This window comes from Streptomyces sp. HM190, assembly GCF_009857135.1.
GTDB lineage: Bacteria > Actinomycetota > Actinomycetes > Streptomycetales > Streptomycetaceae > Streptomyces > Streptomyces heilongjiangensis.
Map to the genome: position 1 here is coordinate 4,083,481 of NZ_CP047318.1, position 22,914 is coordinate 4,106,394.

Here is a 22,914-nt window from a genome sequence, read left to right on the forward strand (position 1 = left end):
CCGCTGCTCCACGGGGACGGGACGCGGCACTCGCCGCTCCCCCACACAGGCGGGATCAGGCCATCCGCGGCCGTGCACGCCACCTCGGGGAACCGACCTCGTTCCGAGGCACCCCCTCGCGGCGGGCCCCGGTTAACCTCGAACCCATGACCAGCGACGACACCGCCCGGCCCCACACAGCCGCCCGCAGTATCGAGACCCGCCTGGAACTCACCCCCGACCAGAGGGCGGCCGTCCTCGACCTCCTCGACGAGGCCGCCCAGGTCGACGGCCAGCCCGCGGTGTCCGAGCAGGGCCGGCTCCAACTCCGCGGCGAACCCCGCGAGGGAGTCCGCCACCTCCTCCTCACCGTCGGCGACACCCTGGTCGGCTACGCCCAACTGGAGGACACCGACCCCGTCGAGGCACCCGCCGCCGAACTCGTCGTGCACCCCTCGCACCGGGGCCACGGCCACGGGCGGGCCCTCGGTTCGGCCCTGCTCGCCGAGTCCGGCAAACGGCTGCGCGTCTGGGCGCACGGCGGCCACTCAGCCGCCCGCCACCTCGCCCAGGTCCTCGGCCTCACCCTGTTCCGCGAACTGCGCCAGATGCGCCGGTCGCTGGCCGATTTCGACCCCCCGGAGCCGGTCCTCCCCGAGGGCGTCACCGTTCGCGCTTTCGTGCCCGGCGAGGACGACGCGGCCTGGCTCGCCGCGAACGCGGAGGCTTTCGCCCACCACCCCGAACAGGGCTCCCTCACCCAGCGCGACCTCGACGACCGCGAGGCAGAGCCCTGGTTCGACCCGGCCGGCTTCTTTCTGGCGTTCCGCGGCGACGAACTCGTCGGCTTCCACTGGACGAAGGTGCACGCCGCCGAACAGCTCGGCGAGGTCTACGTCGTCGGCGTCCGCCCCGGCGCCCAGGGCGGCGGTCTCGGCAAGGCGCTCACCACGATCGGCCTGCGCCACCTGGCCGCACAGGGCCTGCCGACCGCGATGCTCTACGTCGACGCGGACAACAAGGCGGCGGTGACGGTGTACGAACGCCTCGGTTTCGTGACGTACGAGACGGACCTGATGTACCGCAGCGAGACCTGACGCACGAGCGGGAGCCCCGGCGGGAGCCGAGGCCGCCCCGGCGAAGTCGTCCACAGGCAGGGGGCGGTGTGTTGACACCGCCCCCTCTCTTGCACCACCCTTTCACTACTCAATTAGTGAAAGGGTGGTTGTTCGAGTGGTCGAGTACCGCATCGACCGGCGCAGCGGTGTCGCCACCTACGTGCAGATCGTCCAGCAGACCAAACAGGCCCTGCGCCTCGGTCTGTTGGAACCCGGCGACAAGCTGCCCACGGCCCGCGAGGTCGTGGAGGCCACCGCCATCAACCCGAACACGGTGCTGAAGGCCTACCGCGAGCTGGAGCGCGAAGGCCTGGTCGAGGCCCGCCGCGGCCTCGGCACCTTCGTACGGAAGTCGTTGGGCGCCCGTCCGGTCGACTCCCCGCTGCGCGCGGAGCTGGCCGCATGGACCCTCCGGGCCAAGGAGACCGGGCTCGAACGGGGCGACGTCGAGGCGCTCTTCACCGCCGCACTGGACGAACACTTCACGGCAGATCAGGGGGACGGGGCATGACCGAAACGGCCATCGAGGCGGCCGCACTCGGCAAGAGGTTCGGGTGGCGGCAGAAGGGCTGGGCGCTGCGCGACTGCACGCTGCGGCTCCCCGTGGGGCGCGTCTGCGCGGTCGTCGGACCGAACGGCGCGGGCAAGTCGACCCTGCTGGCCCACGCGGCCGGTCTGCTCGTGCCCACCGAGGGCAGCATCGCCGTACTGGGCACGACCCCGGCGGCCGCCCGGGAACGCATGGCGTACGTCGCCCAGGACAAGCCCCTGTACCCGCAGCTCACCGTCGGCGAGACCCTGCGCATGGGCGCCGAGCTGAACCCCCGCCGCTGGGACGCGGCCGTGGCCGGGCGGATCGTGGAGGAGGGCGGGCTGGACCTCGGTTCCCGGGTCCGCTCCCTGTCCGGCGGCCAGCGCACCAGGGTCGCGCTCGCCCTCGCCCTCGGCAAGCGGCCCGAACTGCTGCTGCTGGACGAGCCGATGGCCGACCTCGACCCGCTGGCCCGGCACCAGCTGATGGGCACCCTGCTCGCGGACTCCGCCGAACACGGCACCACGGTTGTCATGTCCTCGCACGTCGTGGCCGAACTGGAGGGCTCCTGCGACCACCTGTTCCTCCTCGGCGGCGGCCGCGTCCGCCTCGCCGGCCCGATGGACGGCCTCCTCGCCGCCCACACGCTGGTCACCGGCCCGATCGGCGACCTCGCCCCGCACACCGTCGTCGAGTCCCGGACGACCGGCCGTCAGATGACCGCGCTCGTACGGCCCCGGGGACCGATCGGTCCCCGTCGGCAGACCGCCGAGCCGACCCTGGAGGAGCTGGTCCTCGCCCACCTGCGGGCCCCCGGCGCCCCGGCGCTCACCCTCACGGACGACGGCGACACCCACTACGCCGACAGCGACAGCGACAGCGACAGCGACAGCGACAGCGACAGCGACAGCGACAGCGACAGCGACAGCGACAGCGACAGCGACAGCGAGAACAACGAGACGCACTCCCGGGGAGCCTCCGTATGAGCGCCGTGACCGCGGTGTCCGCCGGGGCACCGGACCGCCGTCCCCCGCACCCCTCCCGCGGCCTGGCCCGCGCCGTGCTGCGCCCGCACCAGTCGGCGCTGTGGTTCTGGGGGCTGCTGGTGGCCATGTTCGGCGGCGGACTGCTGTGGGCCGCCGGACCGGGGTTCGACGCCGTCCGGGACGCCTATCTGAGGAGCTCCTGCGTCGAGGCCGTCTACTGCGACATGGGCCCCGCGTACCAGCGCTACGACCTGGCCGTCACCCTGGGCCGCGCCGTCCTGACCGTCGCCCCCACCCTGATCGGGGCCTGGGCGGGCGCCTCGCTGATCGGCCGCGAGCTGGAGAGCGGCACGGCAAGGCTGGCCTGGACCCAGTCCGTCGCCCCGGCCCACTGGCTCGCCGCCAAGCTGGCGGTCCCCGCCGCCCTGCTCGTGTCGGGGACGGTCCTGCTGACCCTGCTGAACCGCCTGGTGTGGTGGCGGGAGGAAGCGCTGCGGCACGCGGTGGGCACCCGGGACTGGTTCGACCACACGACCTTCACCGGCAACGGCACCCTCGCCACCGCCTACGCCCTCCTCGCCCTGGCCGTCGGCGTGGTGGCCGGACTGCTGGTGCGCCGCTCGCTGCCCGCGCTCGCCGCCGGGTTCGCGGGCACGCTCGCCCTCATGATCGCCCTCCAGGGGTACCGCGAGCGGCTGTGGCCGGTGGTGGAAGCCCACTCGGCCACCCCGGAGCCGCGCTGGACCGGCGCGCTCATCGACCAGGGCGTCGTCACCGCCTCCGGCGACCGCCTCTCGAACATGCTCTGCGAGCAGGACGACTGCGGCCGCGGCGACGTCGTCGGTTACTGGACCGAGTACCACCCCTCCTCCCACTTCTGGCCCCTCCAGCTCGTCGAGACCGGCATCGTCCTCGCCGTCACCGCCCTGCTGGTCCTGGCCTCCTTCCACCTGCTGCGCCGCCGCACGGGAGGCATGTCATGACGAGCGCCTCCGGTACCGCCGTGCCCGCCGCCCGCCGGAGGGTCCGCCCGCGCGGTCTGGCCTGGACCGTGCTGCGCGTGCACCGGCCGGCGTCGCTGGTGTGGTGCGGGTACGTCCTGCTGATGGTCGGCTGGATGCTCTGGGTGCACCACGTCCCGGGTGCGCGGCTGCGCGCCGAACTCGCCGCCTGCCGCGAGCTGGAGGGCGGGTGCGTCGACGTGATGACGTTCAGCCACTCCCTCACCCGGAGCTGGATCGGCACCTTCGTCGCGTACTCCTCCTGCGGTGTCGCGGCCTGGGCCGGTGCCTCCCTCGTCGGACGCGAGCTGGAGCGGGGCACCGCCCAGCTGGCCTGGGCCCAGTCCGTCAGCCCCGCCCGCTGGCTCACCGCCAGGCTCGCGGTGCCGGCCGTCGCCCTGGCCGCCGGGACCACCGTGCTGGTCCTGGTCTACCGCTGGTTCTGGTCGGCGAGCCGGGACCTGCGGGGCGACGAGTGGTACTACACCGACCCCTTCGTGAACCGCGGCCCGGCCGTCCTGGCGTACGCCCTGTGCGCCCTGGCCGTCGGCGCGCTCGCGGGCATCGCCCTGCGGCGCGCCCTGCCCGCCCTGGCCGTCGCCCTCGGCTTCGTCCTCTGGTTCCACCTGTACCTCGACGACCACTGGTACGAGCTGTGGCCCACCGGCACCGGCACCGGCGGGAGCAGGCTCCCGGAGGGGTATCCGGCCGCCCACTTCTGGCCCCTGCACCTGATGACCACCGGCGTCGTCCTCACCGTCGCCGCCCTGGCCACCGGCGCCGCCTACTGGCTGCTGCGCCGCCGTACGCGCTGACCGCGCCCCGGACCCGGCACGCCCTTCCTACGGGGGAGGGGCGTGCCGGAGGCGTACCGAAGGCGTACCGAAGGCGTGAACAGGCGCGGGGCGCGCAGGTGCGGCGCTTCGGGGGCGGGAAGGCGCACGCCCGGGGAACCGGCGAGCCTCCCTGCGCTATCCCGCACGTAAGCTCTCCGTAACCGGCGATTCAGACGGCCTTGCGACGCTTCCGCAATGAACCCCGTCCCGCCCGAGCCCTCGCCTCCCCCACGCAACGGCCCAAGCAACGGGAAGAGCGCGGGGAACGGCCGTCCCACGGCCACCGCGGCCCACCCCGGCGGCACCGACGACGTCGTCGCGCGGATCGACGCGGACATCGCCCAGAACGCCGTCGCGCTCCCTCCGGCCCTCTCCGACGCGCCTGTGATGCTCGCGGCGCGGAAGAATGGTGCCATGAGCCAGTCCAACGCCCAGGCACAGGTCCAGCACGCGCAGCCGTCCGTCGGCTCCATAGCCGCGCACCGCCCCCACACGGTGGCCGCGGTCGTCTCCGATCTCGAACCCGACATGGACGCCGACCTCGACGCCTACGAGGAGGCGCCGTACGACGGCGACCGCCTGCCGCAGAACCGCTTCCTCGACCGGGAGCGCAGCTGGCTCGCCTTCAACGAGCGCGTTCTGGAACTCGCCGAGGACCCGAACACGCCCCTGCTGGAGCGGGCCAAGTTCCTCGCGATCTTCGCCAGCAACCTGGACGAGTTCTTCATGGTCCGGGTGGCCGGTCTGAAGCGCCGTATCGCCACCGGCGTCGCCACCAGGTCCGCCTCCGGTCTCCAGCCCCGCGAGGTGCTGGAGATGATCTGGGCCCGCTCGCGTGAGCTGATGGCGCGGCACGCCGCCTGCTTCCACGAGGACATCGCCCCGGCACTCGCCGAGGAGGGCATCCACGTGGTCCGCTGGGGGGAGCTGACCGAGAAGGAGCAGGCCCGCCTGTTCACGCTCTTCCGGCACCAGATCTTCCCCGTCCTCACCCCCCTCGCCGTGGACCCGGCGCACCCCTTCCCGTACATCTCGGGCCTGTCGCTGAACCTGGCCGTGGTCGTCCGCAACCCGGTCTCCGGCCACCGGCACTTCGCCCGTGTGAAGGTCCCGCCGCTGCTCTCCCGCTTCCTGGAGGCGTCCCCCAGCCGCTACGTCCCCATCGAGGACGTGATCGCGGCCCACCTGGAGGAGCTGTTCCCGGGCATGGAGGTGCTGGAGCACCACGCCTTCCGCCTCACCCGCAACGAGGACCTGGAGGTCGAGGAGGACGACGCGGAGAACCTCCTGCAGGCCCTGGAGAAGGAACTCATGCGGCGCCGCTTCGGGCCGCCGGTGCGCCTGGAGGTCGAGGAGTCCATCGACCGGTACGTCCTCGACCTGCTGGTCCGCGAGCTGAAGATCTCCGAGGCCGAGGTGTACCCGCTGCCGGGCCCCCTGGACCTCACCGGCCTCTTCGGCATCGGCGCCCTCGACCGGCCCGAGCTGAAGTACCCGAAGTTCATCGCCGGCACCCACCGCGACCTCGCCGAGGTCGAGTCCGCGTCGCCGCCCGACATCTTCGCCGCCCTGCGCGAGCGGGACGTCCTGCTGCACCACCCGTACGACAGCTTCTCCACCTCCGTGCAGGCGTTCCTGGAGCAGGCGGCCGCCGACCCGGACGTCCTCGCGATCAAGCAGACCCTGTACCGGACCTCCGGCGACTCCCCGATCGTGGACGCCCTGATCGACGCGGCCGAGTCCGGCAAGCAGGTCCTCGTCCTGGTCGAGATCAAGGCCCGCTTCGACGAGCAGGCCAACATCAAGTGGGCCCGCAAGCTGGAGGAGGCGGGCTGCCACGTCGTGTACGGCCTGGTCGGCCTCAAGACCCACTGCAAGCTGTCCCTGGTGGTCCGCCAGGAGGGCGAGACCCTGCGCCGCTACAGCCACGTCGGCACGGGCAACTACCACCCGAAGACGGCCCGCCTCTACGAGGACCTCGGCCTGCTCACCGCCGACCAGCAGGTCGGCGCGGACCTCTCCGACCTGTTCAACCGCCTCTCCGGCTACTCCCGCCGCGAGACGTACCGCAGGCTCCTGGTCGCCCCCAAGTCCCTGCGCGACGGCCTGATCGCCCGCGTCAACAAGGAGGTCCAGCACCACCGCGCCGGACGTCCCGCCTACGTCCGCATCAAGGTCAACTCGATGGTCGACGAGGCCCTGATCGACGCCTGCTACCGGGCCTCGCAGGCCGGGGTGCCCGTCGACATCTGGGTGCGCGGCATCTGCGCGGTACGGCCCGGCGTCCCCGGCCTCTCGGAGAACGTCCGCGTCCGCTCCGTCCTCGGCCGCTTCCTGGAGCACTCCCGGATCTTCGCCTTCGGCAACGGCGGCGAGCCCGAGGTGTGGATCGGCAGCGCCGACATGATGCACCGCAACCTCGACCGCCGGATCGAGGCCCTCGTACGAGTCACCGACCCGGCGCACCGGGCGGCCCTCAACCGCCTGCTGGAGACCGGTATGTCCGACACGACCTCCTCCTGGCACCTGGGCCCCGACGGCGAGTGGACCCGGCACTCGACCGACACGGACGGCCAGCCCCTGCGCAACGTCCAGGAGATGCTCATTGACGCCCGGAGGCGCCGGCGTGGCACAGCAACACCTTGACCCCAGGAACTCCACGGCCGTCACCGCCGAGGCCCTCGCCGGCTATCTGCGGAGCCAGGCCACCGAGTTCCTCCGCGCGCTGCGCACCCACCGGGAGACCGGTGGGGGCGGCGGGGGCGCCCCCGCGCGAGCGCAGCCGAGAACGGGGGAGTCCGGAGCCGAGGAGTCGGCCGACGCGGCGCTCGCCCTGCGCCGCTCGGCCCGCCGCATCAGTGGCACCCTCCACACCTTCCGCCCCCTGCTCGACGCCGACTGGTCGGAGTCCCTCCGCCCCGAACTGGCCTGGCTGTCGGGCACCCTGGGCCGCGAGCACGCCTACGCCGCCCGGCTGGACCGCCTGGTGCTGGCCCTCAACCGGCTCTCCGGAGCCGCCGCCGGACTGCCCGCCCAGACCGGCGCCACCGTGGCGGGCCGCACCGCCGGGGCGGAACGGGCGGGACCCGCCACCCCCGACCGCGGCAACCTCACCATCGGCGCCGCGAAGGCGGGCGCCCTCCTCGACCGCCAGCTCACCCTCGCCCGCACCCGGGCCCACTCGGCGGCCCTCCAGGCGCTCGGCTCCTCCCGCTTCCACGCCGTCGCCGACAGCGTCGCCGTCCTCGCCAGCGAGGTCCCCCTCACCCCCACCGCGTCCGCCCTGGACCTGCGCCCCCTGGCCGCGGCCGCCCACGACCGCCTCCGCGACGCCGTCGCCGGTCTCCCCCTGCTGACCGCCGGCCACCCCTACAACGCCGAGGCCCTCGTCCACGGCCTGTCCCCCGACACCGCCCCCCACCCCCAGGACGCCCCCTGGCACCAGGTGCGGCTCCTGCTGCGCCTCCACCGCTACGCCCTGGAGGTCCTCCACCCCCGGGCGGTCCCCGTGGACGTACGACTCCTCGCCGCCGGTGAGGCCCTCAACCGCCACCGCGACGCCTCCGAGGCGGCAGCCGCCGCGGCCGCCGCCGCCCGCACCCCCCGGATCGCCCCCGCCACCGCCTACGCCCTCGGTGTCCTGCACGCCGACCAGCGGCACGAGGTCGAGGCGGCCCGCTTCGCGTTCCAGCAGTCCTGGCAGAAGGAGAAGGTGAGCACGTCATGAGCGACGACGTCATCCACGCGGCGGGCTGCGTCCTGTGGCGCCGCTCCCCGGCCGCCGGGGCACTGGAGATCTGTCTGGTCCACCGGCCCAAGTACGACGACTGGTCGCACCCCAAAGGCAAGTTGAAGCGCGACGAGACCCCGCTCGACGGCGCGCTGCGCGAGGTCGAGGAGGAGACCGGTTACCGCTGCGAGCCCGGACCACGCCTGCCCTCGACCCACTACTTCGTGGGCGGACGCGCCAAGCGGGTCAGCTACTGGGCCGCCGAGGCGACCTCCGGCTCCTTCACCCCCGGCCGCGAGGTGGACCGCCTGCTCTGGCTGGACCCGGCCGCAGCCCGCGCCCGCCTCACCCAGCCCCGCGACCGGGAACTGGTCGACGAGTTCCTGGCCACCCTGCGCCTGGCCTGACCCCGGCCCGGCCGCCCCTCACCCCTCGCCGGTGTGCCCCTCGGCATCGGTGCGGGCCAGGCTGCGGGCCCGGCGCGCCGGGCCGCGCCATCCGCAGGTGCAGCGGGCCACGCAGAAACGGCCCTGTTCGACGGTCGTCGTGCGGTGCTCCTGCGGTAATACCGCCTCGTCGTGCTGTGCCACACGGTGACGTTACCCAAGCAAGGTGAACGTCTCACCGGCTCCCGTCCCGCACGTGCCGGAGGCATCCGCGTGACGACCGCCCCTACCCGTCGTTAACCGGACGACAGCAGGACCCGGTACGGACCGGCCAGGGGGTTTGCGGGCGATGGTGACGCGGCGGCACAGCACGGCGGGCTCGGTGGTCGTCGCGGCGGGACTCCTGGTGTCCCCCCTGGGCTGCGGCCCCGGCACCCCCGGCGACGACGCCGCCCCCGCCGACCCCGTCGACCTCCTGCACCGCGCCGCCCCCACCCTCGTCCGCGCGGGCAGCTCCAAGGCCCGCACCGAGATGGAGATGGCCACCGGCGGCACCCGCGTCACCATCCACGGCGAGGGCGTCTACGACTACGGGCGCCGGCTCGGCCGGCTGAAGGTGCTGCTGCCGCAGGACCCGGCCGGGCTCAGCGAGCACCGCCCCATCACCGAACTCCTCGCCCCCGGCGCGCTGTTCATGAAGAACCGGGGCGCGGGCGTCCCCGCCGACAAATGGGTCCGCGTCGACACCGGCACCCTCTCCGACGGCAACCTGGTCACCGGCGGCGCCACCGACCCGTTCGCCGCCGCCGAGGTGCTGCGCGGCACCCGCTCCGCGACCTACGTCGGGCGGAGCGAGGTCGACGGCACCCCCGTGCGCCACTACCGCGGCACCGCCGACCTCACCGCCGCCTCCCGCGCCGCCTCCGAGGGCAACCGGGCCGCGCTGCGCGCCGCGGCCCGCGGGTTCGCCACCGCCACGGTCCCCTTCGACGCGTACCTCGACGACGCGGGCCGGATCCGCAAGGTCCGCCACCGGTTCAGCTTCGTCAACGGCCGGCAGCAGGACACGGTGGACGTCGCCTCCACGACCCTGCTGTACGACTTCGGCGTCCACGTCGCCGTACGGCTGCCGCGGCCGGAGGACATCTACGCCGGGAAGATCGCCGAGGACTAGAGGGCTCATGGGCTGTCGGCTGGCCCCGCGGCGCGGTCCGCGGGAGTCCCCGGGGGGCGGCGCGGGGGCCGGAAATGGTCCGTTGGTGCCATGCGCGGCCGTGGGCCGCTGCCTACCCTAGGAAGTCGGTGACGGCGGAGAAGAGGTGATGCGCGTGGCTCCGGCAGGTGGTACCGCGGTCCATGACCACGTGGCCCTCGCCGAGATCGAGCTCTGCGGTGAACTCATCATCGCCGCCTCGGCCACCGAAGGGGACCGCCTCAGCCCCGACCGCATCGACGAGGTCCTCCGCGTCGGGGAGGAACGCGCCCAGGACGCCCCCTGACCCACCGCCCCCGGCGCACCGCCCCCGGACCTGCGGGCGGCCACCGCCCGGCACGGCACGGGGGCCGTCGAGCACGCGGGCGGTGGCCGGAATTCGATCACCGGGACGGGCGGGCCGACGCTCAGGTCCGCAGCAGCCGGCCGATCGCCTTGGTGGCCTCCTCCACCTTCGCGTCGACCTCGGTGCCCCCCTTGAGGGCCGCGTCGGCGACGCAGTGCCGCAGGTGCTCCTCCAGCAGCTGCAGCGCGAAGGACTGCAGGGCCTTGGTGGAGGCGGAGACCTGCGTGAGTATGTCGATGCAGTAGACGTCCTCGTCGACCATCCGCTGGAGCCCACGGATCTGGCCCTCGATGCGCCTCAGTCGCTTGAGATGCTCGTCCTTCTGCTGGTGATACCCATGGATTCCATGATCGTGGTCGGTCACGACCGTCGGCTCCACGGTGTCCGCGACGGAGGGCGCTTCCGCGCCGGCCCCGGTGGTCGTCATCGCGTCCTCCAGACGTATACCCCTACTGGGTATATGGTATCGAACTTTGGCGGGTATGGGGCCTGCGGGCGGCCCCCCTGTCGACGGCGTTGCCCGATGGGCGACACTGGGGGACGGCCCCTTAGCCGTGGCCGGATGATGCACCTAGCATCACCCTGACCGAAACCGATGCACCCCGAGGAACCCTTGTGCGCTTTCGTCTGACCCCCAGGGAGACGAGCTTCTACGACATGTTCGCCGCCTCCGCGGACAACATCGTCACGGGCTCGAAGCTCCTCATGGAACTGCTCGGGGCGGACACGTCTGCCCGGGCCGAGATCGCGGAGCGCATGCGGGCAGCCGAGCACGCCGGTGACGACGCCACCCATGCGATCTTCCACCAGCTGAACTCCTCGTTCATCACGCCCTTCGACCGCGAGGACATCTACTCCCTCGCGTCGTCCCTCGACGACATCATGGACTTCATGGAGGAGGCCGTCGACCTGGTCGTCCTCTACAGCATCGAGGACCTCCCGAAGGGCGTCGAGCAGCAGATCGAGGTCCTGGCGCGCGCGGCCGAACTGACGGCCGAGGCGATGCCCAACCTCCGCACCATGGACAACCTGACCGAGTACTGGATCGAGGTGAACCGCCTGGAGAACCAGGCGGACCAGATCCACCGCAGGCTGCTCGCCCATCTCTTCAGCGGCAAGTACGACGCCATCGAGGTCCTGAAGCTCAAGCAGATCGTGGATGTGCTGGAGGAGGCGGCGGACGCCTTCGAGCACGTGGCGAACACGGTGGAGACCATCGCGGTCAAGGAGTCCTGAACCCTTCATGGACACCTTCGCTCTGATCGTGACCATCGGGGTCGCGCTCTTCTTCACGTACACCAACGGCTTCCACGACTCCGCGAACGCGATCGCGACCTCGGTCTCGACCCGGGCGCTCACCCCGCGCGCGGCCCTCGCCATGGCCGCGGTCATGAACCTCGTGGGCGCCTTCCTGGGCAGCGGGGTCGCCAAGACGGTCAGCGAGGGGCTGATCTCCACGCCCGAGGGCTCGAAGGGGATGGGCATCCTGTTCGCCGCCCTCGTCGGCGCGATCACCTGGAACCTCGTCACCTGGTACTTCGGCCTGCCGTCCTCCTCCAGCCACGCGCTGTTCGGCGGCATGGTGGGCGCGGCCCTCGCGGGCGGTACGACGGTCTACTGGTCCGGCGTCCTGGAGAAGGTCGTCATCCCGATGTTCGTCTCCCCGGTGGTCGGCCTGGTCGTCGGCTACCTGGTGATGGCGGCGATCATGTGGATCTTCCGCCGCGCCAACCCGCACAAGGCCAAGCACGGTTTCCGCATAGCGCAGACCGTGTCGGCGGCCGGCATGGCCCTCGGTCACGGTCTGCAGGACGCCCAGAAGACGATGGGCATCGTCGTGATGGCCCTGGTCATCGCCGACGTCGAGGACTACGGCGACCCGATCCCGATCTGGGTGAAGATCGTCTGCGCCGTCATGCTGTCCCTCGGCACGTACGCGGGCGGCTGGCGCATCATGCGCACCCTGGGCCGGAAGATCATCGAACTCGACCCGCCGCAGGGCTTCGCCGCCGAGACCACCGGCGCGTCGATCATGTTCATCACGGCCTTCATCTTCAAGGCCCCCATCTCGACGACCCACATCATCACCTCGGCGATCATGGGTGTCGGCGCCACGAAGCGGGTCAACGCGGTCCGCTGGGGCGTCGCCAAGAACATCATCCTCGGCTGGTTCATCACCATGCCGGCGGCGGCCATCGTCGCCGCGACCAGTTTCTGGTTGGTGAACCTGGCCTTCCTCTGACGGGAACACCGTCGGACAAAGGGCGCGGGCCCGTCCCCCGGGAGCCGGGGGACGGGCCCTTTACCTACCTCGTGGCGGCACCGCCATGCAGCGCCACGAGGGGTCCTGGGGGCCGGGCCGGGACGGCGGCTCCGGCCCGGCCCGGCCCGGACGCCGGCCTAGCCGAAGCGGCCGGAGATGTAGTCCTCCGTGGCCTGCACCGACGGGTTGGAGAAGATCCGCTCGGTGTCGTCGACCTCGATCAGCTTGCCCGGCTGCCCGACGGCCGCCAGGTTGAAGAACGCCGTGCGGTCCGAGACCCGCGCCGCCTGCTGCATGTTGTGCGTCACGATGACGATCGTGAACCGTTCCTTCAGCTCACCGATGAGGTCCTCGATGGCGAGCGTGGAGATCGGGTCCAGGGCCGAGCAGGGCTCGTCCATGAGCAGCACCTTCGGCTCGACCGCGATCGCGCGGGCGATGCAGAGCCGCTGCTGCTGACCGCCGGAGAGGCCGGAGCCCGGCTTGCCCAGGCGGTCCTTGACCTCGTTCCAGAGGTTGGCGCCCCTGAGGGACTTCTCGACGACGTCGTCCATCTCGGACTTCTTCTTGGTGCCGACGAGCTTCAGGCCGGCCGCCACGTTGTCGTAGATCGACATCGTCGGGAACGGATTGGGGCGCTGGAAGACCATGCCGACCTCACGCCGCACCGACACCGGGTCGACCCCGGCGCCGTACAGGTCCTCGTCGTCGAGCATGACCTTGCCCTCGACACGGCCACCCGGCGTGACCTCGTGCATCCGGTTCAGGGTGCGCAGGAAGGTGGACTTGCCGCAGCCGGAGGGGCCGATGAAGGCCGTCACGGTGCGCGGCTCGACGGTCATCGAGATGTCCTCGATGGCCCGGAAGGAGCCGTAATAGGCGTTGAGGCCGCTGACGTCGATTCGCTTGGCCATGTGAATCACTGCTTCTTTCGCGGGGAATTCGCGGGGAATTCGCTGGGATCTGGTCGCTGGGTGGCCGCGTCAGCGACCGTCGACGCGGCGGAGCCGCGCGCTCGTCATCGGGGGGCCTTCCAGCGGGCGATGCCGCGGGCCGCCAGGTTCAGGATCATGATGAAGGCGATGAGCGTCAGGGCCGCCGCCCACGCCCGGTCGTACGCCGCTCCGGAGCCGCCGCTGTTGGCGTACTGGAGGTAGATGTACATCGGCAGCGACGCCTGCGGGTCGGAGAACGGGTTCGCGTTGATGAAGTTCGAACCCCACACCAGCAGCAGGACCGGGGCGGTCTCACCGGCGATACGGGCGACCGCCAGCATCACACCGGTGGTGATGCCGCCGATCGCGGTCGGGAGCACCACCTTGAGGATCGTGCGCCACTTCGGCACGCCCAGCGCCAGCGAGGCCTCGCGCAGCTCGTTCGGGACGAGCTTGAGCATCTCCTCGGTGGAGCGGACGACGACCGGCAGCATCAGGATGGTCAGCGCCATCGCGCCGGCGAAGCCGGAGGGGCCCATGTCCAGGATCAGGATCCAGGTACTGAGGATGAACAGGCCCGCGACGATCGACGGGACACCCGTCATGACGTCGACGAAGAAGGTGACGGCCTTGGCGAGCCTGCCGCGGCCGTACTCGACCAGGTAGATCGCGGTCAGCACACCGATCGGCACGGAGATCAGGGTGGCGAGGCCGACCTGCTCCAGGGTGCCGAGGATGGCGTGGTAGATGCCGCCGCCCGGCTCGGTGTCGGAGACCACGCCCATCGAGTGCGTGAGGAAGTAGGTGTCGAGGACCTTCACACCGCGGCGGACGGTCTCCCAGACGAGGGAGGCCAGCGGCGTGACGGCGAGGAGGAAGGCGACCCAGACGACGCTGGTCGCGACCCGGTCCTTGGCCTGCCGCTTGCCCTCGACGCGGGCGGCGATGCCGAACGTCCCGGCGACGAAGAGGACCCCGGCGATCAGGGCCCACTGGATGGAGCTCTCCAGGCCCAGCGCGGCGGAAACACCGAGACCGAGGGCGACGGAGGCGGCGGCGACCGCCCAGGAGAACCACTTGGGCAGGGACGCGGCGCGCAGGGAGCTGGGGCGCCGGTCGGAGAGAGTTGCGTTGCTCATGCGTTGGCCCCCGAGAACTCCTTGCGGCGGGCGATGATCAGCCGGGCCGCGCCGTTGACCAGCAGGGTGATGACGAACAGGACCAGACCGGAGGCGATGAGCGCGTCCCGGCCCATCTCGGTGGCCTCGCTGAACTTGCTGGCGATGTTCTGGGCGAAGGTGCCGCCGCCCGGGTCGAGCAGACTGAGGTTGATCTCGAAGCTGGAGGACAGGACCATCGCGACGGCCATCGTCTCGCCGAGGGCGCGGCCGAGGCCGAGCATCGAGGCGGAGATCACACCGGAGCGCCCGAAGGGCAGGACGGCCATGCGGATGACCTCCCAGCGGGTGGCGCCGAGGGCGAGCGCGGCCTCCTCGTGCATCCGCGGGACCTGGCGGAAGACCTCACGGCTCACGTTGGTGATGATCGGCAGGATCATGATCGCGAGCAGGATGCCGACGGTGAGCATCGAACGGGGGGCGCCGCCCTGCCACTCGAAGACACCGGTCCAGCCGAGGTAGTCGTTCAGCCAGCCGTAGAGGCCGTCGAGCTGCGGGACGAGCACGAGGGCGCCCCAGAGGCCGTACACGATGGACGGCACGGCGGCGAGCAGGTCGACCACGTACGCGATGGGGCCGCCCAGCTTGCGGGGGGCGTAGTGCGTGATGAACAGCGCGATGCCGACGGCGACCGGGACCGCGATGGCCATCGCGATGACCGACGACACGATGGTGCCGAAGGCCAGCACGGCGATGCCGAAGACCGGGGGGTTGCCGGTGGGGTTCCACTCGAAGGTGGTGAAGAAGTTGCCCTCGTCCTGGCTGATCGCGAGCACGGCGCGGTAGCTGAGGAACACGGCGATGGCCGCCATGATCACCAGCAGGAAGATGCCGGAGCCGCGGGAGAGGCCGAGGAAGATCCGGTCGCCGGGGCGGGTGGCGCCGCGGGCGGCGCGCTTCTCCTCCGCGGCGGGGGGCGGCGGTGTGGAGGGGAGTGGAGTGTCTTTGGTCGTGGATATGTCCATCAGGTTCTCCGGTCTGCGGAGCCGTCGTCGTGCGGACGGCGGCTCGGGGCGGAGCCGTCCGCGGTGGCGGGCGGCTCCTGGCGGCGGTGCACCGGACGGTGCGGCCCAGACCCGGTCGGGGCTGGGCCGCACTCAGGTCAGCTCAGGCCCGAGATGGTGCTGCGGACCTTGGTGATGATCTCCTCGGGCATCGGGGCGTAGCCGGCGTCGGCGAGCAGGCCCTGACCGTCCTCGGAGGCGATGTAGGTGAGGAAGGACTTGGTGGCGGGCAGGGTGTCCGCCTTGTTGCCCTTGTCACAGACGATCTCGTAGGTGACGAGGGTGAGCGGGTAGGCGCCCTCGGCGGTCGGCGTGTAGTTCAGCTTCAGCGCGAGGTCCTTGCCGGTGCCCACGACCTGGGCCTCGGAGATGGCCTTGGTGGCGTTCTCGACGGTCGCCTTGACCGGGTCCGGAGCGCCGGTCTTGATGTCGACCGTGGTCATGCCGTCCTTGGCGTAGGACAGCTCCATGTAGGAGATCGCGCCCTCGGTGCTCTTCACGCCCTGCGCGACACCGGAGGAGCCCTGCGCGGACTGGCCGCCCTTGGCCTGCCAGGCCTTGCCGCCCTCGTACTTCCACTGGTCGGGAGCGGCGGCGATCAGGTACTTGGTGAAGTTGTCGGTGGTGCCGGACTCGTCCGAGCGGTGGTACGGCTGGATCTTGAGGTCGGGCAGCTTGGCGTCGGGGTTCAGCGCCTTGATGGCCTTGTCGTTCCAGTTGGTGATCTTGCTGTCGAAGATCAGGGCGAGGGTCTTGGCGTCCAGGACCAGGCTGTCGACGCCCGGAACGTTGTAGCCGACCGCGATCGGGCCGCCGACCATCGGCAGGTCGATGCCCTGACCGCCCTTGCAGACCTCCTTGGAGGCGGCGACCTCTTCCGGCTTCAGCGCGGAGTCGGAACCGGCGAAGGCGACCTGGCCCTGGGTGAACGCGGTGATACCCGCGCCCGAGCCGCCTCCCTTGTAGTTGATCTGGACGCTCTTGCAGGAGGCCGTGTACTGCTTGACCCAGGCGTCGATGGCGTTCTTCTGCGCGGAGGAGCCGTCAGCCAGCAGCTGGCCCTTGGCGTCGCCGCAGTCGATCTTGCTGTTGGCCGACGCCGTGCTGTCGCCCGTGGTGCTGCCGCCCGTGTCGTCCGACCCACAAGCCGTCAGGGTCAGGGCGCCGGTGACGGCGACAGCACCGAGAGAAAGGGCGCGCAGCCGGTTCTTGCGCTGAAGCTTCACTTTCGGGGGTTCCTTCCAGGAGCCGCCGTCCACATGGCGGCGTGCGAAGTCGTCGTATCAGCCTCAGGAGTGCTCTTGCAGGGCACCGTCGTCCCTCAGGCTGCTGTCGTCACGGGAGGCGGGGCCGCGTTCTCGGCCCACATCCCGCACCGGGTAAGGCCGAAATTAGGCAGATCAGGTGAAGCCGCCGATGGACGGAAGTGAACGGCGAGTGAACCCCTGCCGACAGTGCGGTGAGGTAACGGAATGCTTACGGCGCCCGCCTCCCTCTGGACCCAACAGCCCCTCGCACCGCAACCCTCCACTCCAGAACCGACCAGCACATCTGCAGTTACCGGGGTCACTAATCCCCAAGAAAAGGAAACTCCACTCATACCCGACACGTCCACCTGGCCCGGACACGGGGCGCGGAGGCGCGGAGGCGCGTGCGAGGGGCCGGCGCGGGCCCGCGCGAAGAGTCAGTGCGGACCCGCGCGAAAGCCGGTGCGACCCCGCGTGAGGAACCGCTGTGGACCCGCGTGGACCGTATCCGGCGGCGAACGCGACGACGACGGCGAATGTAGGACCCGCACGGACCCGTGCGCGCGCGACGGCGTCGGGCAGCCGAGCCCGAGAGCGGGCCCGATCACCCCCGCGCCGGTGGGTACCCGAGCCGGCGGGCGCCCCGAAGCCGCGGGCACCCGACGACACGGGCGGCGGAGGGGAACCCCACCCCCACCGACTGCCGTCTCGTCTCACGACCCCAGATCGCGGCGCACCGGGAGGCGCACATGGAACGGCGTACGTTCATCGGCGGCGGTGCGGCCGCACTCACCGCACTGGCCACCTCGGCCTGCGACTCCGGCGGCGGACCCGACGCCTCGGCCACGGCCACGGACGCCTCCCTCCGCACGACCACCACGACGGCCCACGGCGCGGGCCGGAAGCCCGGCGCGGCCAACTGGGCCGCCCTCGCCCGCGACCTCGACGGGCCGCTCGTCCGCCCCGGTGACAAGGCGTGGACGACGGCCCGCCAGCTCTACAACACCCGCTTCGACACCCTGAAGCCCACCGCCGTCGCCTATGTCGCCCACCCCGACGACATCCGCACGACCCTCGCCTACGCCCGCGCCCACGACCTCAAGGTCGCGATACGCAACGGCGGGCACTCCTACGCCGGCTGGTCCTCCGGCAACGGCCGGCTGATCGTCGACGTCTCCAAGCTCAACAAGGTCCGGGCCTCCGGCGGCGAGGCCGTGATCGGCGCCGGTGCGAAGCTCATCGACGTCTACCGCGCGCTCGCCGCCAAGCGCGTCACCATCCCCGCCGGCTCCTGCCCCACCGTCGGCGTCTCCGGCCTCACCCTCGGCGGCGGCCACGGCGTGACGTCCCGCGCCTACGGCCTGACCTGCGACAGCCTCACCCAGGCCACGCTCATCACCGCGGACGGCAAGCAGCTGGTGGCGAGCGCCAGCAGCCACCAGGACCTCTTCTGGGCGCTGCGCGGCGCGGGCAACGGCAACTTCGGCGTGGTCACCGAACTCCGGTTCAGGACCCACGCGGCCCCTCCCGGCGTCACCGCGTACCTGACCTGGCCGTGGTCCAGGGCGGCCGCGGTCCTGAAGGCGTGGCAGGAGTGGGGGCCCACCCAGGCCGACGAGATCTGGTCGTCCTGCCACCTCGCGAAGTCGGCCGACGGCACCCCGACCGTCTCCGTCGCCGCCTTCTCCCTCGGCACCTACGGCGAGCTCCAGAACGCCGTGGACCGGCTCGCCGACCGGGTGGGCGCCCCGGCCCGCAGCGTCTCCCTCAAGCGCCGTACGTACGAGGACGCCATGGAGGGCTACGCGGGCTGCGGGTCCTTCGCCGAGGACGCCCAGTGCCATCTGCCCGGCACGACGCCCGGCCGCTCGCCCAGCGGCAGGCTGGGCCGCGAGACGTACGCAGCACGCTCGGACTTCTTCGACCGCTCGATCTCCCCGGCCGGCATCCAGACCCTGCTGACCCGGATCACCGGTGTGCAGGGCGGCGCCGGCAGCATCGCCCTCACGGCACTCGGCGGCCAGGTGAACCGCGTCTCGCCGACGGCGACCGCCTTCGTCCACCGCCGCTCGCGGATGCTGGCCCAGTACCTCGCCTCCTGGAAGCCCGGCACCTCCGGCACGGCCGCCCAGTCCTGGCTCGACGGCGCCCACAGGTCGATGTCCCGCCACGCCTCCGGCGCCGCCTACCAGAACTACACCGACCCCACGCTCACGGACTGGAGGAAGGCGTACTACGGGGACGCGGCCGGCCGGCTGACCACGCTGAAGAAGAAGTACGACCCGAAGCGCTTCTTCACCTTCCCGCAGGCGCTGTAGCGCCCTCCCACGGCTGCGGCGAGACGCTCACGCCGCGGCGGGACACCCGGTCATGACGACGGCCCCCTCACCAGCACTCGGTGAGGGGGCCGTTCACATGTCCTGCCGGGCCGTCGCGGCTACGCCGCCAGGTCCCGCTCCTCGGCGGAGGACGCCTCGACCCGCGCACCGGGGATCACCGCGCGCCGTCCGTCACGCCCGCGCGCCCGGACGAGCCACCCCACGCGGGGCGACCGTTCGATCGCCTTCATCACCGGCGTCAGCAGCGCCATGGCGAGCGGCGAGAGCAGCAGGGCGACGGCGGTGCCGAGCGCGAAGCCGCCGATCACGTCGGTCGGGTAGTGCACTCCCATGTAGACCCGGATGAAGCCGCCGAGGATGCCGATGACGAGGCCGATCAGGCCGAACTTCCGGTTGGCGACGAAGAGTCCGACCGCCATCGCCATGATCAGGGTCGCGTGATCGCTCACGAAGGAGTAGTCGGTCTTGCCGGAGACGAGCACCTCCAGCCCTTCATGGTCGAGGAAGGGCCGGGGCCGCTCGACGAAGCCGCGGATCGGCACGTTGATCAGTACGGCGACACCGGCGGCCAGCGGTGCCCACACCAGCGCGGCCACGGACGAGGCCGCGTCCTCGCCGCCGCGCTTGCGCACGCCCCACCAGCACCACAGGATCAGCAGCACCATGGCGAACAGCAGGCCGTACTCGCCGACGAACTCCATGACCCGGTCGAGCCACGTCGGGGCGGCCTTGGCCAGGCCGTTGATGTCGTAGAGCAGCTCGACGTCGGGATTGGATCCGGAATCAGCGGCAAGTGCGGCATGCGCGGCGAGTCCAGCCATCGTGCTGCGGCCCTTTCGTCATCGTTCTCGCGACCGCACCCGTACGTGCGCCGCGCTGTTGCCACCCCCGTGGTGTACGTAGGCGTCAACGCGCTACGTCACATAGGAACGCACACATCTCTCCCCTGCGTTCCCCCCTCCACTGAATGATCACGCAGACGTTATCGAAGAGAGACGCGTCGCCGCAGCTCAGGGCGGGGGTTCACAGAGAATTACGCACCCGTCAGACGGTCTTGGGCAGCGCTTTCGCGCCATCTTCGGTGACCCGGGTGGCCCCGAAGTAGTCGGGGGTGTCAATCGGGTCGAACCGGATGACCGCGCCCGGCCGCGGGGCGTTGATCATATATCCACCCCCCACATAGATCCCGACGTGCCGAATGGCGCGGGAGTTGGTGAGGTCGTCGGAGAAGAAGACGAGATCGCCGGGCAGCAGCTCGCCCCGCGAGGGGTGCGGCCCGGCGTTGTACTGATCGTTCGCGACGCGGGGCAGCGTGATCCCCACACTCGCGTACGCCGCCTTCGTCAGCCCCGAGCAGTCGAAGCGTCCGCCCTGGTCAGCGGTGCCGTTGCCGCCCCAGAGGTAGAGCGTGCCGAGCTTCTTCTGGGCGTAGGCGATGGCGCCCGCCGCCTGCTCGCTCGGGTCGACGCGGCTCGTGGGCGCGGCGAAGCTCTCCGACAGCGTGGTGATCGTCTTGACGTAGTTCTGGGTCTCCTTGTACGGCGGGACGCCGCCGTACTTGATGACGGCGTACGCACCCGCGTTGTAGGAAGCGAGCATGTTCGCGGTCGGGTCACCGGGTACGTCCTTCACGTACGAGGCGAGCTTGCAGTCGTACGAGGCGGCCGATGGAATCGCGTCATTCGGGTCCCAGACGTCACGGTCGCCGTCGCCGTCACCGTCCAGCCCGTGCGTCGCCCACGTCCCCGGAATGAACTGCGCGATCCCCTGGGCCGCTGCGGGGCTCTGCGCCTTCGGGTTGAACCCGCTCTCCTGGTACAGCTGGGCCGCCAGCAACGCCGGATTGATGGCGTCGCACAGATTGCCCCATTTCTGCACCAGCGCCTGGTACGCCGCGGGGACGGCGCCCTTGGCCAGCCCGACGGCCTTCCCGCCGACCCCGTTGGCGAGGTTCCCGGCGACCAGATAGACACCGACGACCAGCAGCATGACGAAGGCGAGTCCGGCGCCGACAGCGGAGATCGCCACGATCCATGCCTTACGCACCGTCAACCGCCCCTCACCGCACGCGAGTCCGCCGACGGTAAGTGTAGAGGCGGCCCTCCTTCTTAGGAATGATCACTCACGGCACTCCGTCCCCTTCGTCCACAAGGAGAACCCGTCATGTCCGACATCCCACCGGATCTCGACTGGATCCGCGCGGCGCCCGAGGACGCCACCGGCCCCGGCCCCTGGTTCGAGCTGGCGTTCGGCGAAGGGGACGGCGAGGACGGCCCGGAGGCCCCGGTCTACATCCGCGAGACCAGCGCCCCCGACGTCGTCGTCACCACCAACCGCCGCAAGTGGGACGCGTTCGTCCTGGGCTTCCAGGCAGGGGAGTTCGACCCTTTCGTGGCGGGCGTGGAGGGTTTCGAGCCGACCCCGGGGACGGCCGGGGCACCGGGGACGGCCGGGGCACCGGACACGGTCGGGGCACCGGACACGGTCGGGGCACCGGACACGGTCGGCTAGGTGCCGCCAGGCGCTCCGCGTGGCCGGGGACGCGGCTCACCCCTCCCGCAGCACCTGCCCGAGGCGCCGCGCGCGTAGCACCACTCATGAAGTGGTGTGAAGGGTGGGACGGAACGACGGCCGCCGCGCCGCCCTCGTCGGGGCGACGGCGGTCAAACTCCGCTTGGTCAGGCCGAACTGGCTGGTCGTCGAACAGCTCGCCCTCCCCGACGTCCTCTCGGAGGCCGAGCCGGAGCGGCTGGTGACCGCCGGGGGCGAACGCCTCGTCACCACCGAGCAGGCGGGCGCCCGGTACCGGGTGCCTCACCCGGCTCGCCCGGTGCCCGCACGAGGGACAGCAGGAGCGTCCGCCGCGCCCGGTCGACCCCGACGACGGCCACCGCCACCTCCTCCCCCACCGTCAGCCCTTCCCCCGGCGCCACAGCGTCCCCGGGAGCCGCCGGGCCCTCCACCGCGGTCCCGGTCGACCGGACGAGCCCTTCGACCCCGTCGGCGACCTCCACGAACACCCCGAACGGGACCGCCTTGGTGACCCGCCCGCGCAGCACCCGCCCCACCACGGCCACGTCGGCGAACTCCTGGAACGGGTCCGGCAGCAACGCCCGCAGGGACAGCCGCGCCTCGCCGTTGGTGGTGTCGAACTGCAGGAACACGCCGGACACCCGCTCCCCGACCCGTACGACGTCCGAGGGGTCCTCGAAGTACCGCCAGGAGAGCTCCGGGAAGGTGACGAACCCGACGCCGGGGTGGATCGGGTGCGCCGGCCCCTCGTCCAGCGCCACGAACACGCCGAAGCTCTCGATCGAGGCGACCGTGCCGTTCAGCACCCGCCCGGCCCGAAGCCCTCTCAGAAACCGCCACAGCAGGGGATGCCGGGTGGCCGCCGTCGACATCCGCACCTCGCCCCGGCCCGCATCGACCCCGATCACCTCCCCCATGACCCGCTGCCCCACCACCAAGCCCACCTCCGCCCGCGGCCCCCACGTCAGATCCAGCGTCCCCACCGCCCCCACCGGACGCGACGGAAAACCGTCCAGGACCACGGCCGCGCCGCGCGACGTCACCTCCGCGACGACCCCGCCGCGCACCTCACCGACCCGCACCCCCGCCAGGAACGCCCGCACCGCGTCCCGCTCGCCGTCCTCCACCCGCGCCCCTCCCACTGTCCGCAGCCCTCTCTCCCCTCGGCCCCGGCCCGGTGGCCGAAACCGCTCCCTCGGGCGCCCCTCCGGGCCCCGCCCCACCCGCCGAGCCTCCCTCAAGCGCCGCGGTACGGCCTAGGCTGGCGAGCAAGATCACTTCCATGGGGA

At 71.6% G+C, this 22,914-nt stretch carries 22 protein-coding genes and 1 pseudogene; 14 read left to right on the forward strand and 9 right to left on the reverse strand.

The genetic code is table 11. The features are described 5' to 3' along the window. Nucleotides 1-146: 146 nt before the first annotated feature. From mshD to GSY65_RS17350, 8 genes are all read left to right on the forward strand, one after another. Complete coding sequence (mshD, locus tag GSY65_RS17315) at nucleotides 147-1,076, forward strand: mycothiol synthase (protein ID WP_159769495.1); 930 nt, start codon at nucleotides 147-149, stop codon at nucleotides 1,074-1,076. A 136-nt stretch (nucleotides 1,077-1,212) separates the two neighbouring features. Continuing rightward, the gene (locus GSY65_RS17320; protein WP_159769497.1) at nucleotides 1,213-1,608 is read left to right on the forward strand and encodes a GntR family transcriptional regulator; all 396 of its coding nucleotides are present in this window, start codon (nucleotides 1,213-1,215) and stop codon (nucleotides 1,606-1,608) included. After that, entirely contained in the window at nucleotides 1,605-2,615 is a 1,011-nt protein-coding gene (locus GSY65_RS17325; protein WP_201452571.1) for an ABC transporter ATP-binding protein, read from the forward strand. The genes GSY65_RS17320 and GSY65_RS17325 overlap by 4 nt, the downstream gene beginning before the upstream one ends. Next, nucleotides 2,612-3,598: an ABC transporter permease subunit gene (locus tag GSY65_RS17330; protein WP_159769499.1), complete on the forward strand. Its 987-nt coding sequence runs from the start codon at nucleotides 2,612-2,614 to the stop codon at nucleotides 3,596-3,598. Before GSY65_RS17325 ends, GSY65_RS17330 begins: the two co-directional genes overlap by 4 nt. After that, complete coding sequence (locus tag GSY65_RS17335) at nucleotides 3,595-4,431, forward strand: ABC transporter permease (protein ID WP_159769501.1); 837 nt, start codon at nucleotides 3,595-3,597, stop codon at nucleotides 4,429-4,431. Before GSY65_RS17330 ends, GSY65_RS17335 begins: the two co-directional genes overlap by 4 nt. 435 nt (nucleotides 4,432-4,866) lie before the next feature. Next, nucleotides 4,867-7,098 carry an RNA degradosome polyphosphate kinase gene (locus tag GSY65_RS17340; protein WP_159776090.1) on the forward strand — a complete coding sequence of 744 codons (2,232 nt, stop codon included), beginning with the start codon at nucleotides 4,867-4,869 and terminating at the stop codon, nucleotides 7,096-7,098. Further along, entirely contained in the window at nucleotides 7,079-8,179 is a 1,101-nt protein-coding gene (locus GSY65_RS17345; RefSeq protein ID WP_201452572.1) for a CHAD domain-containing protein, read from the forward strand. The genes GSY65_RS17340 and GSY65_RS17345 overlap by 20 nt, the downstream gene beginning before the upstream one ends. Beyond that, nucleotides 8,176-8,589, forward strand: a complete 414-nt coding sequence (locus tag GSY65_RS17350) for an NUDIX hydrolase (protein ID WP_159769505.1) — start codon at nucleotides 8,176-8,178, stop codon at nucleotides 8,587-8,589. The genes GSY65_RS17345 and GSY65_RS17350 overlap by 4 nt, the downstream gene beginning before the upstream one ends. Before the next feature lie 18 nt (nucleotides 8,590-8,607). On the opposite strand, the gene GSY65_RS33315 is transcribed toward GSY65_RS17350, so the two are convergent. Then, nucleotides 8,608-8,772, reverse strand: coding sequence for a hypothetical protein (locus GSY65_RS33315; RefSeq protein ID WP_201452573.1), 165 nt, complete (start codon nucleotides 8,770-8,772; stop codon nucleotides 8,608-8,610). A 145-nt stretch (nucleotides 8,773-8,917) separates the two neighbouring features. Between GSY65_RS33315 and GSY65_RS17355 the strand changes: the two genes are divergently transcribed. Both GSY65_RS17355 and GSY65_RS33320 read left to right on the forward strand, forming a co-directional pair. Further along, nucleotides 8,918-9,742 carry a hypothetical protein gene (locus tag GSY65_RS17355; protein ID WP_159769508.1) on the forward strand — a complete coding sequence of 275 codons (825 nt, stop codon included), beginning with the start codon at nucleotides 8,918-8,920 and terminating at the stop codon, nucleotides 9,740-9,742. A 154-nt stretch (nucleotides 9,743-9,896) separates the two neighbouring features. Further along, nucleotides 9,897-10,067, forward strand: a complete 171-nt coding sequence (locus tag GSY65_RS33320) for a hypothetical protein (protein WP_201452870.1) — start codon at nucleotides 9,897-9,899, stop codon at nucleotides 10,065-10,067. Between the two features lie 121 nt (nucleotides 10,068-10,188). On the opposite strand, the gene GSY65_RS17360 is transcribed toward GSY65_RS33320, so the two are convergent. Beyond that, a complete protein-coding gene (locus GSY65_RS17360) occupies nucleotides 10,189-10,554 on the reverse strand; it encodes a metal-sensitive transcriptional regulator (RefSeq protein WP_159769511.1) in 366 nt (121 codons plus the stop codon). A gap of 188 nt (nucleotides 10,555-10,742) precedes the next feature. Here GSY65_RS17360 and GSY65_RS17365 point away from each other — a divergent pair, with 188 nt between their 5' ends. Then, the gene (locus tag GSY65_RS17365) at nucleotides 10,743-11,363 is read left to right on the forward strand and encodes a DUF47 domain-containing protein (protein WP_159769514.1); all 621 of its coding nucleotides are present in this window, start codon (nucleotides 10,743-10,745) and stop codon (nucleotides 11,361-11,363) included. A 7-nt stretch (nucleotides 11,364-11,370) separates the two neighbouring features. Then, the gene (locus GSY65_RS17370; protein WP_159769517.1) at nucleotides 11,371-12,369 is read left to right on the forward strand and encodes an inorganic phosphate transporter; all 999 of its coding nucleotides are present in this window, start codon (nucleotides 11,371-11,373) and stop codon (nucleotides 12,367-12,369) included. A gap of 158 nt (nucleotides 12,370-12,527) precedes the next feature. Here GSY65_RS17370 and pstB read toward each other — a convergent pair whose 3' ends face one another. From pstB to pstS, 4 genes are all read right to left on the reverse strand, one after another. Beyond that, entirely contained in the window at nucleotides 12,528-13,304 is a 777-nt protein-coding gene (gene pstB, locus GSY65_RS17375) for a phosphate ABC transporter ATP-binding protein PstB (RefSeq protein ID WP_159769520.1), read from the reverse strand. 104 nt (nucleotides 13,305-13,408) lie between these two features. After that, nucleotides 13,409-14,464 (reverse strand): phosphate ABC transporter permease PstA, encoded by a 1,056-nt coding sequence (gene pstA / locus GSY65_RS17380; RefSeq protein ID WP_159769523.1) that lies wholly within the window; start codon nucleotides 14,462-14,464, stop codon nucleotides 13,409-13,411. Further along, entirely contained in the window at nucleotides 14,461-15,468 is a 1,008-nt protein-coding gene (gene pstC, locus GSY65_RS17385; protein ID WP_159769526.1) for a phosphate ABC transporter permease subunit PstC, read from the reverse strand. The genes pstA and pstC overlap by 4 nt, the downstream gene beginning before the upstream one ends. Before the next feature lie 137 nt (nucleotides 15,469-15,605). Next, on the reverse strand, nucleotides 15,606-16,733 hold the full coding sequence (pstS, locus tag GSY65_RS17390; protein WP_159769529.1) for a phosphate ABC transporter substrate-binding protein PstS: 1,128 nt from the start codon (nucleotides 16,731-16,733) through the stop codon (nucleotides 15,606-15,608). Between the two features lie 770 nt (nucleotides 16,734-17,503). Here pstS and GSY65_RS17395 point away from each other — a divergent pair. Continuing rightward, on the forward strand, nucleotides 17,504-19,072 hold the full coding sequence (locus GSY65_RS17395) for an FAD-binding oxidoreductase (RefSeq protein WP_159769532.1): 1,569 nt from the start codon (nucleotides 17,504-17,506) through the stop codon (nucleotides 19,070-19,072). A 119-nt stretch (nucleotides 19,073-19,191) separates the two neighbouring features. Here GSY65_RS17395 and GSY65_RS17400 read toward each other — a convergent pair whose 3' ends face one another. Together GSY65_RS17400 and GSY65_RS17405 are read right to left on the reverse strand one after the other, a co-directional pair. Then, entirely contained in the window at nucleotides 19,192-19,914 is a 723-nt protein-coding gene (locus GSY65_RS17400) for a phosphatase PAP2 family protein (RefSeq protein ID WP_159769535.1), read from the reverse strand. Nucleotides 19,915-20,137: 223 nt separating this feature from the next. Further along, nucleotides 20,138-21,082, reverse strand: a complete 945-nt coding sequence (locus GSY65_RS17405) for a C40 family peptidase (protein WP_380969939.1) — start codon at nucleotides 21,080-21,082, stop codon at nucleotides 20,138-20,140. A 174-nt stretch (nucleotides 21,083-21,256) separates the two neighbouring features. On the opposite strand from GSY65_RS17405, the pseudogene GSY65_RS17410 reads away from it, so the two are divergent. Next, nucleotides 21,257-21,502 (forward strand): annotated as a pseudogene (locus GSY65_RS17410) (DUF397 domain-containing protein); the annotation flags it as partial. A gap of 368 nt (nucleotides 21,503-21,870) precedes the next feature. Here the strand turns inward: GSY65_RS17410 and GSY65_RS17415 are convergent. Continuing rightward, nucleotides 21,871-22,752 carry a S1 RNA-binding domain-containing protein gene (locus GSY65_RS17415; protein WP_236579854.1) on the reverse strand — a complete coding sequence of 294 codons (882 nt, stop codon included), beginning with the start codon at nucleotides 22,750-22,752 and terminating at the stop codon, nucleotides 21,871-21,873. Nucleotides 22,753-22,914 lie beyond the last annotated feature (162 nt).